This window comes from Pseudomonas kairouanensis (assembly GCF_004682055.1).
In the GTDB taxonomy this organism is placed as follows: domain Bacteria; phylum Pseudomonadota; class Gammaproteobacteria; order Pseudomonadales; family Pseudomonadaceae; genus Aquipseudomonas; species Aquipseudomonas kairouanensis.
Map to the genome: position 1 here is coordinate 19,557 of NZ_QUZU01000045.1, position 15,539 is coordinate 35,095.

Annotated in this window: 16 protein-coding genes; all 16 read right to left on the reverse strand. The window is 63.6% G+C overall.

The window, feature by feature from the left end:
- Nucleotides 1–37: 37 nt before the first annotated feature.
- The 16 genes from DYL59_RS25825 to DYL59_RS25900 all read right to left on the reverse strand — a co-directional run bounded on the left by DYL59_RS25825 (nt 38) and on the right by DYL59_RS25900 (nt 15,536).
- Complete coding sequence (locus DYL59_RS25825) at nt 38–646, reverse strand: ANTAR domain-containing response regulator (protein ID WP_135291730.1); 609 nt, start codon at nt 644–646, stop codon at nt 38–40.
- Nucleotides 643–1,767, reverse strand: coding sequence for a transporter substrate-binding domain-containing protein (locus DYL59_RS25830; RefSeq protein ID WP_135291731.1), 1,125 nt, complete (start codon nt 1,765–1,767; stop codon nt 643–645). The genes DYL59_RS25825 and DYL59_RS25830 overlap by 4 nt, the downstream gene beginning before the upstream one ends.
- A complete protein-coding gene (locus tag DYL59_RS25835; protein ID WP_135291732.1) occupies nt 1,764–3,278 on the reverse strand; it encodes an amidase in 1,515 nt (504 codons plus the stop codon). The genes DYL59_RS25830 and DYL59_RS25835 overlap by 4 nt, the downstream gene beginning before the upstream one ends.
- Before the next feature lie 10 nt (nt 3,279–3,288).
- Nucleotides 3,289–3,993: an ABC transporter ATP-binding protein gene (locus DYL59_RS25840; protein WP_135291733.1), complete on the reverse strand. Its 705-nt coding sequence runs from the start codon at nt 3,991–3,993 to the stop codon at nt 3,289–3,291.
- Nucleotides 3,986–4,708, reverse strand: a complete 723-nt coding sequence (locus tag DYL59_RS25845) for an ATP-binding cassette domain-containing protein (RefSeq protein WP_135291734.1) — start codon at nt 4,706–4,708, stop codon at nt 3,986–3,988. The genes DYL59_RS25840 and DYL59_RS25845 overlap by 8 nt, the downstream gene beginning before the upstream one ends.
- Nucleotides 4,705–5,730 carry an ABC transporter permease subunit gene (locus tag DYL59_RS25850; protein WP_135291735.1) on the reverse strand — a complete coding sequence of 342 codons (1,026 nt, stop codon included), beginning with the start codon at nt 5,728–5,730 and terminating at the stop codon, nt 4,705–4,707. The genes DYL59_RS25845 and DYL59_RS25850 overlap by 4 nt, the downstream gene beginning before the upstream one ends.
- Nucleotides 5,730–6,599, reverse strand: coding sequence for an ABC transporter permease subunit (locus DYL59_RS25855; protein WP_135291736.1), 870 nt, complete (start codon nt 6,597–6,599; stop codon nt 5,730–5,732). The genes DYL59_RS25850 and DYL59_RS25855 overlap by 1 nt, the downstream gene beginning before the upstream one ends.
- Before the next feature lie 10 nt (nt 6,600–6,609).
- On the reverse strand, nt 6,610–7,848 hold the full coding sequence (locus tag DYL59_RS25860; protein WP_135291737.1) for an urea ABC transporter substrate-binding protein: 1,239 nt from the start codon (nt 7,846–7,848) through the stop codon (nt 6,610–6,612).
- 373 nt (nt 7,849–8,221) lie between these two features.
- Nucleotides 8,222–8,827 carry a cupin domain-containing protein gene (locus DYL59_RS25865; RefSeq protein ID WP_135291738.1) on the reverse strand — a complete coding sequence of 202 codons (606 nt, stop codon included), beginning with the start codon at nt 8,825–8,827 and terminating at the stop codon, nt 8,222–8,224.
- Between the two features lie 87 nt (nt 8,828–8,914).
- Nucleotides 8,915–9,625: a DUF1989 domain-containing protein gene (locus DYL59_RS25870; RefSeq protein ID WP_167496717.1), complete on the reverse strand. Its 711-nt coding sequence runs from the start codon at nt 9,623–9,625 to the stop codon at nt 8,915–8,917.
- A 17-nt stretch (nt 9,626–9,642) separates the two neighbouring features.
- Nucleotides 9,643–10,863, reverse strand: a complete 1,221-nt coding sequence (locus DYL59_RS25875) for a M20 family metallo-hydrolase (protein WP_135291739.1) — start codon at nt 10,861–10,863, stop codon at nt 9,643–9,645.
- Nucleotides 10,860–11,654: an amino acid ABC transporter ATP-binding protein gene (locus DYL59_RS25880; RefSeq protein WP_135291740.1), complete on the reverse strand. Its 795-nt coding sequence runs from the start codon at nt 11,652–11,654 to the stop codon at nt 10,860–10,862. The genes DYL59_RS25875 and DYL59_RS25880 overlap by 4 nt, the downstream gene beginning before the upstream one ends.
- 4 nt (nt 11,655–11,658) lie before the next feature.
- Nucleotides 11,659–12,306, reverse strand: coding sequence for an amino acid ABC transporter permease (locus tag DYL59_RS25885; RefSeq protein WP_135291741.1), 648 nt, complete (start codon nt 12,304–12,306; stop codon nt 11,659–11,661).
- Nucleotides 12,306–12,962: an amino acid ABC transporter permease gene (locus DYL59_RS25890; RefSeq protein ID WP_135291742.1), complete on the reverse strand. Its 657-nt coding sequence runs from the start codon at nt 12,960–12,962 to the stop codon at nt 12,306–12,308. The genes DYL59_RS25885 and DYL59_RS25890 overlap by 1 nt, the downstream gene beginning before the upstream one ends.
- The gene (locus DYL59_RS25895) at nt 12,962–13,810 is read right to left on the reverse strand and encodes a transporter substrate-binding domain-containing protein (RefSeq protein WP_135291743.1); all 849 of its coding nucleotides are present in this window, start codon (nt 13,808–13,810) and stop codon (nt 12,962–12,964) included. Before DYL59_RS25895 ends, DYL59_RS25890 begins: the two co-directional genes overlap by 1 nt.
- Before the next feature lie 394 nt (nt 13,811–14,204).
- Nucleotides 14,205–15,536, reverse strand: coding sequence for a c-type cytochrome (locus tag DYL59_RS25900; RefSeq protein ID WP_135291744.1), 1,332 nt, complete (start codon nt 15,534–15,536; stop codon nt 14,205–14,207).
- Nucleotides 15,537–15,539 lie beyond the last annotated feature (3 nt).

Here is a 15,539-nt window from a genome sequence, read left to right on the forward strand (position 1 = left end):
AACGAACCTCTACGTATTGTTGGATGCACCGCAGTGCTTATTCGGGTTGAGGGGGCAGGCCGGCATCGATAATAGCCTGGGCCACCGCTTCCATGCTGCTGCGGCTGGCCATGGCATCGCGTTGCAGGCGGCGGTGGGCGTCGTTTTCACCGATGCGATGACGGGCCATGAGCAAAGCCTTGGCCATGGAGATCTTGGATACCGCCGGTTGGCGGGTCTGTAATTTGCGCAACTGGGCCAGCATGTCGATGCGCGCACGCCAGGCCGCGCGGGCCATCAGCAACTGGGTCAACAGGCCGAACGGGCGCAACGGGCGCTCGATGACCGCAGCCGGCTGGGTTTCCAGCACCAACTGCAGCATCGAGGGGTTTTCATAGCCCACCACGGCAATGATCGGCGGCGCCTGTTCGCCAAGGCCCTCTACCAGCGCCTGGGTGTTCAGGCGTTGGCTGAGTTCCACCGCCAGCAGCACCACGTCGGTGTGCTCTGGCAAGTGCGCAGGCACCGGCCAGCATTGTTCGACGATGCAGCCGATGCGCTGCAACTGGTCCAGCACCACGCGGGCTTCGGCGTCCACCGGGTGGATCACCAGCACGCGCAGGCCCTTGAGTTCGCGCAGCAATGACGGTGCGCTGCTCCCGCTCATGGCTGCCCGTCCAGTTGATAGTCGACCATATAGGGGCTGGGTTTGACCGGTTGCTCACTATGCACCACCAGCTCGAAACGCCGCTGGTGGTCGAGGCGGGCGATGCGTGGCCACAGCCAGGTGTGCTGGGTGTCGGCGTCGATTTGCACGCGGCCCTGGGGGGCGTCGAACTGCGCACCGGCCAAGGCCTGGCGCAGTGCTTCAATGGATGAACCCTGGGCGCGCCGCGCCGCCTCGGCGAACAGGTGCACCTGGAAATACGCGGCCTCGGCCCCTGCGGTCAACGGTGCTTCATCACCAAAACGCGCCCGGTAGCGTGCCACGAACGCCTGGCTGGCCGGTGTCTGCAACGTCGAAAACCACGGCGCGGCGGACACATGCCCCTCGGCCTCTTCAGCGCTCATGCGCAACACATCCACCTCGTTGGTGGCGAGGCTGACGATGGGCATGCGCGCCGGATCGAAACCGGCCTGGCGGTAGGCCCGGTGCAGCGCCGGAATATCACTGCCGACGATGGTCGAGTAGATCGCATCCGGTGCCGTGGCGCGGGCCTGGTGCATCACCCGCTCGAAGTCCTCGGCGGTGGCGTGGAACGGCAGGTAGATCTCATCCACCACTTCACCGCCGGCCTGCTCGAACAGCTCGCGCATGATGCGGTTGGACTCGAACGGGTACACGTAGGAGCCGCCGACGAACAGTACGCGGTTGCCGAAGTGCTCCAGCACATAGCGCGCCAGTTGCACCGAGTTCTGGTTCGGCGCGGAGCCGGTGTAGTAACACCACGGTGAGTATTCAAACCCTTCATAAAGCGTGGGGTAGAACAGCAACCGGCGACGGCTCTCGACCACCGGCAGCACGGTTTTGCGCGTGCTGGACATGTGGGTGCCGAACAGCACCTGCACCTGGTGCTCGTCACACAGGCGCACGGCGCTGTCGCGATAATCCGCAGGCTCGGCGCCGGGGTGGCCGTCCACCGGCACCAGCAGGCGGCCGTGGATACCACCGGCATCGTTGACCTCGGCGATGGCCAGGTGAGTGGCATTGGCCTGGGTGGTCTCCGAGGCAGCGGTGAGGCTGCACTCGGAAAACAGCAGGCCGACTTTGTAGTCGGTGGTGCTCATGACGTCAGGCTTTCCCAGTCGATATGGTGTTCGAACGCGTGCGCCACTTGGTACAGCATGGCTTCGTCGTAGTCCCGCGCAACCAGCATCATACCCACCGGCAAACCCGCAGCGAGCCCGCAGGGTATGGACAGGGCAGGGTGGCCGGTCACGTCGAACGGCGCGGTGTTGGCGTTCATTTCCAGGGCCCGTTGCACCCACTCGCTGGGCGACGCATCTGCCGAGGGCAGCTTGGGCGCTTTGAGCGGTACGGTGGGCATCAATAGCACGTCGAAGTCCTGCAGGTGTTGGTCGTAGGCGGCGCGCAGTTGGCGGGCGGCGTTCTGGGCCTTGGCGTAGTACTGGCCGCCAAAGCGTTTGTACGCGTATTCACCGGCCAACAGGCAGGTTTTCAAATCGTGGGGGAATTGCCCGGCCTTGTTCTGCCAGCCCTGCTGCGCATTCATCAGGCTCTGCACATACAGGCCTTTCCAGTTCGAGCCGTAATTGTAGCCACGCAACAACTGGGTGGTGCCTTCTACCGCGATCGGTGTCCAGATCGCATGGCCCAGGGCGTGCAGTGGGATCGAGATGTCTTCCACCCGTGCGCCCAGGCCTTCGAACAATGCCGCTGCGCGCCGTACCGCCGCGTCCACATCGGCCTCGGAGTTGGCGTGGCCGAAGCCCTCGCGCACCACACCAATGCGCAGGCCCTTGCAGCCCTTGCCCAGCGCCTGGGTGTAGGCCTCGGTGGGCACCACACGGTCCTGGCGTGGGTCGAGGCCATCGGCGCCGGCCAGCACCTCCAGCAGCAGCGCGTTGTCGGCCAGGTTGGCGCTCATGATCCCGGCATGGTCCAGGGTCATTTCGATGGGCATGATGCCGGTGTAGGGGATCAGCCCGTGGGTCGGCTTCATGCCGTAGATGCCGGAATACGCCGCCGGAATGCGCACCGAGCCGCCCTGGTCGGTGCCGATACCCAGGTCCACTTCACCGGCGGCAATCAACGCCGCGCAACCCGACGACGAGCCGCCGGTGGAATGCCCCGGATTGCGCGGGTTGTGCACCGCACCGGTGGCGTTGGTGTGGCTGCTGCCCGACACGCAGAAAAACTCGCAATGGGCCTTGCCGAGGATCTGCCCGGCGGCGTCCAGCACGCGGGTGGCCACGGTGGCGTCGAGGTCCGGCACGTAGCCGTGCAGGGTCGAGGCGCCGTTCATCATCGGCACGCCGGCCAGGCAGATATTGTCCTTGAGCGCCACGCGCTTGCCGGCCAGTTTGCCGGTGGCGGCGCCCTGGATCTCGGTGCGCACGTACCAGGCGTTGTAAGGGTTGTGCTGCGGCACCTGGCCGGGACCGCGTGGGTAGCGTGGCGGCGCGGGCGGCTGGGCGATGGCGTCGAGGCGGTCGTAGTCCTGCCATACGGCTTCGAGAATGTGTGCGTATTCGGCAAGCAACGGCTCGGCCATTTGCAGGCCAAGGTTGTGGCCGACTTCAGTGAGATCGGCCAGGGTAGGGCGTTGAATCGACATAGCAGGTTCCTTATGCATGAAAGCCCATGAAGCGCTCGGCGATGGCCTCGGCGCTGGTGTGGGCCGGGTCGACCTCGTCCACCAGTTGGCCGTTCTCGATGATCAGGATGCGGTCGGACAAGGCACTCAAAAATTCAATGTCTTGCTCCACCAGGATCACCGCCAGGCTTTGCTCCACCCGCAGGCGTTGCAGGGTTTCGATGATTTCGTCGCAGATCGAGGGCTGGATGCCTTCGGTAGGCTCGTCCAGCAGGATGATGTTCGGCTCGCCACACAGGCAGCGGGCCAGGGCCAGCAACTGCTGTTCACCACCCGACAGCGCGCCGCCCGGTTGGTCGAGCAGGCGTTGTAGGCGCGGGAAATACGCAAGGATGCGTTCGATGGTGGCGTCGGCCTTGGCAAAATCCTTCACGCAGCCCATGCGCAGGTTTTCCCGCACGCTCAAGAACGGGAAGATCTGCCGGCCTTGGGGCACATAGCCGATACCGGCGCGGGCGCGCTGGTGGGCGGCGGCGCGGCTCAAGTCCTCGCCATCGAAATGCAGGCTGCCAGCCATGGCGGGTATTTCCCCCATCAGCGCACGCAGCAAGGTGGTCTTGCCCATGCCATTACGCCCCAGCACGCCTACACAGGTGTTGGCGGCGCAGCTCAAGCGAATGTCGCGCAGCACAGGGATACGGCCGTAACCGGCGGATAAACCGATGACTTCAAGCATGTTTGATCTCCTGCTTGCCCAGGTAGGCTTCGCGCACGGCGGGGTCTTGGGTGACTTCGGCAAAACTGCCTTGGGCCAGGATCGCGCCTTGGTTGAACACGGTGACGGTGCCGGCGATCAAGCGGATAAATTCCATGTCGTGCTCCACTACCACCACGGTGCTGTGGGCGTTGATTTCCTTGATCAGCGCGGCGGTCTTGCGCACTTCCTGGTAGGTCATGCCAGCGGCGGGTTCGTCCAGCAGTACCAGCTCCGGGCGCGAGGCGAGGATCATGCCCAGTTCCACCCATTGGCGTTGGCCGTGGGCCAGGTCGCCCACCAGGCGGTTGCGCAACTCGGTCAGACCAATGCGTTCCAGGGTCGCTTCGGCGGTGGCACGGGCTTGGCCAGGGGCTTGTTGGCGGCTGGCGGCCAGGCGCAGGTTTTCCAGCACGTCCAGGCCGTCGAACACGCTGGGGGCCTGGGTCTTGATGCCGATGCCGAGCTGGGCAACCTTGTGCGGTGCCAGCCCGGAAATACGCTGGCCCTTGAAGTGGCACACACCACGGGTGGGTTTGAGCTGGCCGCTGAGCATCTTGAAAAAGGTGCTTTTGCCCGCGCCATTGGGCCCGATCAGGCAGCGCAGTTCGCCGCGCTCCAGGGTGAAGTCCACCTCTTTGACCGCATGCACGCCGCCAAAGCTCACGCCCAGGCCTTGGGTTTGCAACAGGCTCATAGTGCGCGCTCCTGTGCAGGCATAGATCGTGGGCGACGCTGGAAAACACGCGATAGAAAACCGCTCAACGTCGGCAGCAAGCCTCGTGGCAACAGCATCACAAACACCAGCAGAATCAGGCCCAGCACAAAGCCGCTGTCCACATGCTGTTGCTCACCCAGGCGCGCCATCAGCGCCTGGATGCCAATGCACGCCAGGATCGGCCCGAACAAGGTGCCGCGCCCGCCGACGATGACCCAGATGATGATCTGCGCCGATTGCGCCAGCCCAAACACGCCGGGGCTGACAAACGCGCCCCAGTTGGCGAACAGGCAACCGGCCAAGCCAGCGATGCCGCCGCCGAGGCTGAACACGATCAACTTGTGCAGGCGCGTGTCATAGCCCAGCAGACCGGCGCGTTGTTCGTTTTCACGAATCGCTACTACCACTTTGCCGAAACGGCTGGCGAGCAGGGCGCGCAGGCCCAGGTAGCACAGGATCAACGCACCACCGATCACTTGGAACAGGGTTTCCGGCTCCAGCACGCGGTCGGGGTTGAACGGCACATTGAGGGTGGGGATCGCCGGGATGCCATTGAAACCACCGAGCAAGGCGCTGCCGATGTGGTACTCGGAGCCGGACGTGGAGTTCATCACATTGAACAGAATCAGGGTGACCGCCAGGGTGATCACCCCCAGGTACACGTCACTGATGCCCCCATAGAACATGAAATACCCCATGGCCGCCGCCACCAGTGCAGGTACCGCGATCGCCAGCAACACCGGCCAGGTGCTGTCGCCGAGGTTGATCACACCAATGGCATAGGCATAGGCCCCCAGGCCGAAAAATGCCGCCTGGCCAAAACACAGGATGCCGCCAAAACCCCAGATAAACGCCAGGCTCAGGGCCAACAGCGCCATTACCAGGTAGATGGTCAGGGACAATAAGGTAAACAGGTCCAGCCACTGCGGCAGGACCGCCACCAGCACGGCGGCCAGGGCGCAGCCGAGCACCGGTAGCAGGGTGCGGGTATCAACAGGCATCAGAACGCCCTCCGAAAGAAACGACCGGTAATGCCCTGGGGCAAAACCCGGATCAACACAATGGCCGCCAGCAGCAACGCCACTTCACCGAACACCGGGGTGCTGAAGAACGTCACCACCTGGCTGATCACCCCAAAGCCACTGGCGGCGCTCAGGGTGCCGGTGATGACTGCACTGCCGCCGCCGATCACGGTGATGAACGCCTTGGCGATATAGCTGGCACCAAGCGTCGGGATCACCCCGGTGAGCGGCGCCAACACCGCACCACCCAGACCGGCCAGCGCCGCGCCCAGGCCAAACGTGAGGCTGTAGATGCGCCCAGGGTTGGCCCCCAACGCCGCCGCCATCTTGGCGTTTTGCATGGTGGCGCGGGCACACAGGCCAAAGTGGGTAAAGCGCAGCAGCGCCCACATGCCCAGCAGTACGGCCACGGCCACACCGATCACGAACAGGCCGTAGCCGCTGGTTTGATAAGCGCCGATGCTGATGCCCGGCAACGGCGAGCTGATGCCCACCGTAGTATTGCCAAACAGCATGGTGGCCGCGCCGGTCAGGGCCAGGCTCAGGCCCCAGGTGGCGAGCATGGTGTCGATCATGCGGCCATACAGGTGACGCACCAGCAGGCGCTCCACCAGCATGCCGAACAACCCCACGGTCAAAGGCGCCAGCACCAGGATCGAGATCCAGATGGGCACATGCAGGTGATGGGTAGCGAGCACGGCCACGTAACCGCCGAGCATCATGAATTCACCGTGGGCCAGGTTGATGATCTTCATCATCCCGAACACCACCGCCAGGCCGATGCTCAGCAGCACCAGCGTGGCGATGGCGCCCACGATTTGCAGGGAAAAAATGGCAGCCCAATCCATGACGGCCTCCTTACAGCGCGAGGCTGTATTGTTTGGCGTCGCGCGGGTTCTTCACCAGGTCGCACACGGCGGCGGTGTCGGACGGCGCTTGCTGGGCAAAGCTTTCCACCACTTCCAGGCGGCGGTCGCGCACCTCGGCGATGTGCACGTCGAGGATGCAGTGGTGGGTGGCCGGGTCAACGCTGACCTTGCCGCTGGGCAGGTCCAGGGTGATGCCTTTTTCCAGGGCCTGGGTGACCGCCATGCGCTCCACCGTGCCGGCCTGGCGCACGCCTTCGGCCCACAGCATCATGCCCTGGTAGGCGCCCATGGCCAGTTCGGTGATGTAGGGGTAGCCGGCACCAAAGCGTTTGTGGAAACGCTCGACGAACGCCTGGTTCTGCGGCGTGGCCAGTTCCTGCACATAGTTCTGGCAGATCAGGATGCCGTTGCACTCCTCGGGCGAGAGCACAATGTGCTCGTTGCCTCCGGCGAAGGTGGTGGAGGCAATCGGCAACTTGCCGGTCATGCCCGCGGCTTTCCATTGGCGGTAAAACGACATGTGCGCGCCGCCCACCAGCGCCGACCACACGAAGTCCGGCTTGGCTTCCTGGATCTTGGAAATGGTCGCGCCGAAGTTGGTCACGTCCAGCGGGAAGAACTCGATGCCCACGCTTTCGCCGCCGGCCTGCTCGACGTACTTCTTCACCCAGGCGGTGACGATCTGCCCGTAGTTGTAGTCGGCCGCGACGATGTAGACCTTCTTGCCCCATTTTTTCGTGACGTGGGACACCAGTTTTTCCACGGTCTGCCCAGGGGTCACGCCGGTGGCAAACACGTTGCGGTCACACACGCCGCCTTCGTACTGGTTGTTGTAGAAGTACAGGGTCTTGTAGCGGTCGAGCACCGGGCGCACCACCTCCCGCGAGGCCGAGGTGATACCGGCATGCACCACTGCGGCGCGGTCCTTGAGGGCCGCCTGCTGGGCGTATTGGGCGTAGAGCTGCATGTTCGACTGGGTGTCGTACTTGATCAGGTTGAGCGGGCGACCCAGTAGGCCGCCAGCGCCGTTGAGTTCTTCGACCGCGAAGGTGAGGGCGTCGACGATGGGCTTGCCATAGATGTCCAGGCCACCGGAGTTGTCGTAGAGCGAGGCGATGTTGATCGCGTCATCGGCGGCAAACGCCGAAAAGCTCTTCAAGCTCAAGGTGGACAATGCAGCAGCAGAAATAGCGGACGTACGCAGGAAAGCACGACGATTCATAGCCATTCGGAAGACTCCTGGAACCCAGGCCCAAACGTCCACCGCCGCCTTTGGGCAGTTGCGCTGGAAGAGGAAAGGACTGGGAAGAAATGCAGGCGGGGGAAGGAGGGCCTGATTTCTCATACCGACGACGCTGTCGGCTGAATGTGTGAGTCGTTTCGCTTGGAGACACCAACCGCATCGTTGAGGCTGGGTCGCCCATCGCAAGGGGATGGGGGAAACGAGTACCGCTAGGTGCGGCGCTGTTTCAAAAGCAAGCTTCAGGCCATAAACGCTATGTTTATGTTTTTAAAGGAAATGAACGTTTGTCTCAGTGGGTTTCACGCCCCGGAAACTGTCACCTGGGTAGAAAAGACGCACGTTTGCGGTGCGCCTGTGTTTAGAAGGTAGCAGGGGTGTTGATCCACAGGATGCGCGCAACGCTGTCGGTGCCATTGCGATACCCATGGGGCACATTGCTGGGAAAGTGGAACGAATCCCCTGCGTTCAACGTGTAGGTGGTGTCACCCAAGGTCAGCTCCAGGCTGCCTTCGATCACGTAGCCCATTTCTTCACCGGCATGCTCGATCATGTCACTGACCATCCCCGGCGCCACGATATGGATATCGCCCTGCAGCAACCCGCCTTTTTGCAGGTGGGTGATGCGCTCCAGGTCGATATAGCCCTTCTTCGCTCCATTGGCGAACCGGTTGATTTGCCGCGCACCGGCACGCAGTACCGGCTCTTCGGATACCCATTCTTCGCTGGTCAATTCGGACACGTTGCTGCCCAGCGCGATGGCCAGGCGGTGCAGCATGGCCAGGGACGGCGAGGCGGCGTCGTTTTCCAGCTTGGAGATCAGGCTTTCGGAACAACCGGCGGCCACCGCCACCTGCTTGAGGGTCAGCCCGGCCACCTTGCGTGCATGGCGCAGGCGCACGCTCAGGCTGGGCAGGCCATCGGAGTGCAGGGCTTTGGTGACAGGCGGTTTGCTGGGTGTGGACATGCAGGCCTCGGGTGAAAAAAGGGCATTCAATGATGCGACAGGCATCCTAGGGTCACGGACGCCTGTCGTCTACTGCGCGTTGGCGCCTCAGGCGTGAACCGAGAAGGTCACTTCCACCGGGTTCAGGTCGTTGATCGGCACGATGTCCTGCGGGCAGGCCGACATCACCACCACCACGTCCATCTCGGCGCGGATCTCCACATAGTCACCGGCCTTGGACACCGGTGGCAGCCACTCGACGCTGTAGTCTGGCTTGACCGGGATGTTCATCCACAGGTTGAACGGCTGCGGCACTTCGTGGGCGCGCAGGCCAATGGCGGCCAGGGCCAGGCGCATGTTGTCGGCGCAGCTGTCGTGGTAACCCACCACGCCCAGGTTGGTGTAGCGGTGCAGGTCGCAGGCGGCCATCAGGGTGTCGTGGATGCCCGGTGAGGTGTCGGTGAGCAGGGTGCCGATGCTGCGGCGACGGTTGCTGAACAGGTCATCACCGGCCTTGGGAATGATGCTGTTGCAGTGGGCGCGGGCATGTTCCATGGAGAGGAACTCGCTCAGGTCTTCACTGTTGAACAGCCAGGTGTCGCACACCTGGGTGCCATGGGTGTTGACGATCTTGATCACTTCACCGGCCTTGAGGCGCACGGCGCGGCCGCAGCGGGCGGGTACGGTGTAGGTTTCGCCGAGCACCGGGGTGCCGTCCACCGAGATGGGTTCCTTGAGGGTGGCGTTGATGCCCAGGGAGTTGCCGTTGTCGGGTTGGCAGCAGGCTGGGTAGTCGTGGCTATGGGTAACGTGGGTCATATTGGGTTCCTATGGGTTCAGGGTTGTTCGGCAAGTGCAACCAGGCTCCAGGCCAAGGCCTGGGTGCCCGCCAGCAGTTGCGTGGGTTCGGTGAATTCCAGCGGGTTGTGGCTGATGCCGTCGCGGCTGGGGACGAACAGCATGGCGGTGGGGCAGTGCTCGGCCAGGTACATGGCGTCGTGGAAGGCGCCCGAGCGGATGCGTTGCCACGGCAGGCCGGTGGCGTCGCAGGCGTGTTCGAGTACCTCGATGACCTTGGAATCGAATGCCGTCGGCGCATGGCTGAACAGGCTTGTCAGCTCGGCATGGGTCGGCAGGCAAGTGCTCAACTGCGTATCGAAAGCGGCGAGAACGGCTGGGTCGGCGTGACGGAAATCGATGCTGAAGGTCACTTCACCGGCAATCGTGTTGATCGCATTGGGGTGCACGTTCCAGCGGCCGAAGGTCAGGCGCTTGTCGTCACCGGCCAGGGTATCGGCCAGTGCATCGATGTGCCTGACGGCATCCATGGCCTGCAGCATCGCATCGTTGCGCATCGAGTGCGGCGTGGTACCGGCGTGGGCCGAGGCGCCTGTGCAACGCACCTGGTACCAGCGCACACCCTGGATGCCCGAGACCACGCCCAGGGGGATATCGGCCTGTTCCAGCACCGGGCCTTGTTCGATATGCAGTTCGACGAAGGCGTGGGTTTGGATCTTGTCGCGCAACGGGATGTCGGCAAATCGCAGGGCGTGGGCGTCCAGTGCCTGGCCCACCGACACGCCGTCCTTGTCCAAATTGTTGCGATAGGCAGCCAGCCGCGCCGGTTCGACGTAGGCGCTGGACCCCATGGCACCGGGGCTGAAACGGCTGCCTTCTTCGTTGGTCCAGACCACCACTTCGATGGGGCGGCGGGTGCGCACATTGGCGTCGTGCAAGGCATGCAGGCATTCGAGGCCGGCCATGACGCCGTAGCACCCGTCCAGCGTGCCGCCGGTGGGTTGGGTGTCGATGTGGCTGCCGGTCATCACCGGTGGCAGGTCTTCAAGGCCGTCACGGCGCAAAAACAGGTTGGCACAAGCGTCGGTCCAGACGGTGCAGCTGAGCTTGCGCGCTTCGTCGATCAGCCAGGCACGGGCTTGGAAATCTTCTTCCGACAAGGCCTGGCGGTTCATGCCGCCATTGGCGCTGGGGCCGAAGGTGGCCAGGGTATCCAGCAGGCCTTGCAAGCGCGTGGATGAAACGGCGAGTGCGGTCATGACGTCACCTGCAGGCTGCGGTTGAACCAGGGTTTGAGGAACTGTTGCAGGCGCTCGGTCTTCGGCGCATTGAACAGCCCTTGGGGCGCGCCGGTCTCGATGATCTGCCCGGCTTCCATAAACACCACCACATCGGAAATCTGCGCGGCGAAGCTCATCTCGTGGGTGACCATGACCATGGTCATGCCGTCGTCGGCGAGGCTGCGGATCACTTGCAGCACTTCTTCCACCAGCTCCGGGTCGAGGGCCGAGGTGGGCTCGTCCAGCAGCATCAGGCGTGGTTTCACCGCCAGTGCGCGGGCAATGCCGACGCGTTGCTGCTGGCCGCCCGACAGCCGCGCCGGGTAGGCATCGGCCTTGGCGGCCAGGCCGACGCGGGCCAGTGCGTGGTCGGCTAAAGTGCGCGCATCGGATTTAGCCATGCGCTTGCCCAGCACCAACGGCGCCATGACGTTTTCGCGCACCGTCATGTGGGGCCACAGGTTGAATTGCTGGAACACCATGGACAGCGGGTTACGCACTTCATCGACCTTGGCTTCGCTGTCGCAATCGCTCACTTGTCGGCCCGGGCCGCTATAGCCCAGCAGTTGGCCGTCGATCCACACTTCGCCTTCGTCGTAGCGTTCCAGAAAATTCATGCAGCGCAGGGCGGTGGTCTTGCCGGAGCCTGAGGGCCCGATCAGCGAGACGATTTCACCGGCTTGCACCTGCAGGTCAAAGCCGCGCAGTACGCGGTTGGCGCCGTAGGACTTGCCCACGCCGCGCAGTTCAAGAAGCGGTAGGTTGCTCATCCGGTCAGCCTCGTAGATGGCGAGTCATGCGCCGCGCCAGGCTGCGCGCCACGGCCGCGACCGCGGTGGTCAGCAGCCAGTAGCTCAATACCAGCAGGGCGTAGGGCATGACATAAGAAAAGGTGGTGGACACGATGCGCCCGGCGGTCATGGTCAGTTCGGGCACGGTGATGATCGAGGTCACGGCGCTTTCCTTGATGGTCAAAATCACCTGGTTGCCCAGCAAGGGCAGGGCGAAGGCCAGGGCCTGGGGTGCCTGCACATGCCAGAACACTTGGCTTTGCGACAGGCCATGCACCCGCGCCGCTTCCACCTGGCCATGGGGCACGCTGGCCCAGGCCGAGCGGAACAACTCGGCAAAATACGCAGCGCTATACAGCGCCAGTGCGAGGATGCTGGCCTCCACGGCTTCCAGGCGCAGGCCGATCACCGGCAGGCCGAAATAGATCACTGCCAGCTGCGCCAAAAACGGCGTGCCACGGATCAGCCACACATACACGCGGTACACCAGGGCAAACCCCGGCACCCGCAGGCGCAGGGCGTTCAGGCCAAAGCCTGCGGCCAAACCGATCACGGCGGCGGCCAGGCTGATGCCCAGGGTCACCAGCAGTGCGTCGGCAAAATCCGGCAGGTAACTCAAGACTTCGTGCATCAGGTGCGCTCCTTCCAGCGGCGTTCCAACAGGCTGCCGAGCACGCTCAACAGGCTGGTCAGCACCAGGTAGAACAGCGCCGCCACCAGGTACACCTCAAGCGGGCGATAGGTTTGCGACACCAACTGTTGGCTGACGCGCATCAAGTCGGTAATGGAAATCACCGAAACCACCGCCGACACCTTGATCACATCGATCAGCTCGGAAATCAGCGCCGGCAAGGTCAGTCGCAGCACCTGGGGCAATTGGATATGCACCAGGGTGTTGTACTTGCCCAGGGCGAATATCGACGCCGCTTCCAGCTGCCCGCGAGGGATCGCCGCAAAGCCGCTGCTGAGGATCTGCGACTGGTAGGCCGCCGTGTTCAAGGCCAGCGCCGCCGCTGCGGCGACCATGGGTGGAATGTCCAGGCCCAGGGCCGAGGGCAGGTAAAAGATCAGCAGCAGTTGCGCCAGCATTGGCGTGCCGCGAAAGAAACTCACGTAGACCCGGGTAAAGGCCACGCCCACCCGGCTGCGGCCGTTGGCCAACAGGTGAATGAGCACCCCCAGCGCAAAGCCCAGCAGCATGGCGATGCTGCACAGCCACAGGGTGGTCCATGCACCATCGAGCAAGGCCGGCCAATACAGGGCGAGACGGCTGCTGAAATCGTTCATCAGATGCTCGGCACCGGCATGGCGTCGGTGGGCAATTGCATGGTGAAGCCGAACCATTTGTCTTGCAGGGTCTTGAGGGTGCCGTCCTTCGAGGCGCGGGCGATGCCGTCGCTGAACAGTTTGACCAGGCTGGCGCTGTCGGCGTCTTTGCGGCCGACCCAACCAAAGTAGGTCACTGGGCCGACCATCTCGGGCAGGGTGCTGAACACGCCGGGGCGGGCTTTCATCAACGGGCCGAGGTTGGACAGCGATTGGGCCACGCCATCCAGGCGACCGTTGGCGAGGTCCGCATAGGCTTCGTCAAAACCGACGTATTCCTTGATGCGCTTGAGGCCCGGTTGGCCTTCGGCCTTGAGCTTGGCATCCAGCGCCTGCAATACCGCCAGTTGCCCGGAGCCGGCTTGGGAGCCGATCACGCGGCCGTTGAGATCGGCCAGGGTCTTGACGTTGGCGTCGTCGGCGCGCTTGAGCAGGGCCACGGTGGATTCGGCGATTGGCACAGTAAAGGCGAACTGTTCGAAACGCGCCTTGTTGACTGTGACCGAGGTGACCACGAAGTCGAACTTCTTGGTGTCCAGGCCAGGCAGGATGCCCTGGAAGGGCAGGTCCAACTGGCGCACCTTGACCCCCGGCAGGTCGGCGTCGAGCACGTAGTGCATCAGGTCGGCGCCGTAGCCGACGATCTTGCCGTTCTCAACGGATTCGAATGGCGCGAAACGCGCTTCCGTCGCCACCACGATCTCGTTTTTCTGCTTGATCCGCTGCAACAGATCGTCGGCATGGGCCACGGACACACTGCACAGCGCAGCCAGCGACAAGGACAGTGCTTTTAACGTGAATCGCATCATCGTCATTCCCCTTGAAAGGTCGGTAATTTCATTCAAGTAACTTGAATAAATATACAGAGGCATGAAGCGTGCCAATCCTTTGCGGCCTTGAAATCACAGGGGGCGGTGCTGGAAGAAGGGGAACTGGTGCACTGAATGTGCGCTGCGCAAGGGCTCTTGCTGCGTGGTGGTGCAAGAGGGGGTGGCGGTGTACTCAGGTGCCAGGGTTGGCACACATCAAACCACAGGGGTAGTCAGATAGCAGGCTTGGCACCGATCAAAATGGGGGAGTGGGCTTGCCCACGATAGCGGTGTGTCAGCCGGCACATGCACCAACAGACACACCGCCATCGGGGGCAAGCCCCCTCCCACAGGGGATCGCGGTGTGCTCCCCAATCAGGTCCAGCTCAGATAGTCAGCGCATATGCAAAATAATCGGGCTGCTGCTCGCAGGGTCAGTATGCCCACGCAGCTTGCCCACCGCTTGCGCGTCCACCGCGCCGCCTTTGTTGCCCCAGGTGCTGCGCACATAGCTCAGTACCTGGGCGATTTCCTGGTCAGACAGCTGTTCACGAAACGCCGGCATCCGGTAGGCATCCGGCACACCCGCGGTCACGATGCGCTGCGAGCCGTTGAGGGTGATGTTGATGGCCGAGGCGCTTTCTGCAGCCAATGCCGATGTAGCGCCGGCCAACGGTGGCATCCACTCCGGTTGGCCCTTGCCGTCCAGGCCGTGGCAGGACGCACAGCGCGTCGCATAGGTGTGGGCGCCCGGCCCGGTATCGGCGGCGGCCGTCTGGTATTGCCAAGGCGTGCCGTCACGCTGTGGGTCCCCCGGCAGTGACTTGAGGTAGCGGGCGATGGCCGCCAGGTCGTCGTCCTGCATGAATTGCGTGGAGTTGTTGAACGCCTCGGTCATTGAGCCGTACACCACCGCATGCTGGTTGCGACCGGTCTTGAGGAACTGCACGATCTGCGGCTCGGTCCAGCGGCCCAGGCCGGTGTTGGGGTCTTGGCGCAGGCTGGGGGCGTACCAGCCGTCGAGCAGGGCACCGGCGAGGAAAGGCTTGCCGGATTCGTCCAGCGCCTTTTCGTTGAAGGCCAGGCCGCGCGGCGTATGGCAACTGCCGCAATGGCCGGGGCCTTGGACGATGTAGGCACCACGGTTCCACAGCGCATCCTGATCGGGCTTGGCGGCGTAGGGTTCGCTGGGGGCGAACACGCCGTTCCACAATGCAATGGGCCAGCGCAGGTTGAGCGGCCAGGGAATGTCGCTGGGGATATTCGGCTCGTTGGCCGGTTGTACGCCTTTCATAAAGAACGCGTACAGCGCACGCACATCATCGTCGCTGAGCTTCACATAGGAAGGGTAGGGCATGGCCGGGTAAAGCCTGCGGCCACCGGGCGCCACGCCATGGCGCACGGCACGGTCGAAGTCGGCCAGGCTGTAGGCGCCGATGCCGTGTTCTCGATCCGGGGTGATATTGGTGGCGTGGATGGCCCCCAGCGGCGTGGCCATTTCCAGGCCGCCGGCAAATGGTGTCTTGCCCGGCAGGCTGTGGCAGGCCACGCAGTCGCTCAAACGCGCGACGTATTCGCCACGGCTGACCAAGGCGGCGTCCACAGTGGGGGTTTGTTCAAGCGGTGAGGCGGGCTGGCGGGTGACGTACCAGGCCAGCACACCTGCGGCGACCAGGCAGGGCAGCGCCAGCCAGCCTGCGGTTCTTACGAATCGACGGTTGTTCATGGG

Coding starts and splice junctions, on each gene's coding strand:
- DYL59_RS25895 (WP_135291743.1), bottom strand. CDS start 13,810: ATGATGCGATTCACGTTAAAAGCACTGTCCTTGTCGCTGGCTGCGCTG.
- DYL59_RS25875 (WP_135291739.1), bottom strand. CDS start 10,863: ATGACCGCACTCGCCGTTTCATCCACGCGCTTGCAAGGCCTGCTGGAT.
- DYL59_RS25900 (WP_135291744.1), bottom strand. CDS start 15,536: ATGAACAACCGTCGATTCGTAAGAACCGCAGGCTGGCTGGCGCTGCCC.
- DYL59_RS25830 (WP_135291731.1), bottom strand. CDS start 1,767: ATGAGCACCACCGACTACAAAGTCGGCCTGCTGTTTTCCGAGTGCAGC.
- DYL59_RS25850 (WP_135291735.1), bottom strand. CDS start 5,730: ATGCCTGTTGATACCCGCACCCTGCTACCGGTGCTCGGCTGCGCCCTG.
- DYL59_RS25870 (WP_167496717.1), bottom strand. CDS start 9,625: ATGACCCACGTTACCCATAGCCACGACTACCCAGCCTGCTGCCAACCC.
- DYL59_RS25890 (WP_135291742.1), bottom strand. CDS start 12,962: ATGAACGATTTCAGCAGCCGTCTCGCCCTGTATTGGCCGGCCTTGCTC.
- DYL59_RS25885 (WP_135291741.1), bottom strand. CDS start 12,306: ATGCACGAAGTCTTGAGTTACCTGCCGGATTTTGCCGACGCACTGCTG.
- DYL59_RS25840 (WP_135291733.1), bottom strand. CDS start 3,993: ATGCTTGAAGTCATCGGTTTATCCGCCGGTTACGGCCGTATCCCTGTG.
- DYL59_RS25880 (WP_135291740.1), bottom strand. CDS start 11,654: ATGAGCAACCTACCGCTTCTTGAACTGCGCGGCGTGGGCAAGTCCTAC.
- DYL59_RS25860 (WP_135291737.1), bottom strand. CDS start 7,848: ATGGCTATGAATCGTCGTGCTTTCCTGCGTACGTCCGCTATTTCTGCT.
- DYL59_RS25835 (WP_135291732.1), bottom strand. CDS start 3,278: ATGTCGATTCAACGCCCTACCCTGGCCGATCTCACTGAAGTCGGCCAC.
- DYL59_RS25825 (WP_135291730.1), bottom strand. CDS start 646: ATGAGCGGGAGCAGCGCACCGTCATTGCTGCGCGAACTCAAGGGCCTG.
- DYL59_RS25855 (WP_135291736.1), bottom strand. CDS start 6,599: ATGGATTGGGCTGCCATTTTTTCCCTGCAAATCGTGGGCGCCATCGCC.
- DYL59_RS25845 (WP_135291734.1), bottom strand. CDS start 4,708: ATGAGCCTGTTGCAAACCCAAGGCCTGGGCGTGAGCTTTGGCGGCGTG.
- DYL59_RS25865 (WP_135291738.1), bottom strand. CDS start 8,827: ATGTCCACACCCAGCAAACCGCCTGTCACCAAAGCCCTGCACTCCGAT.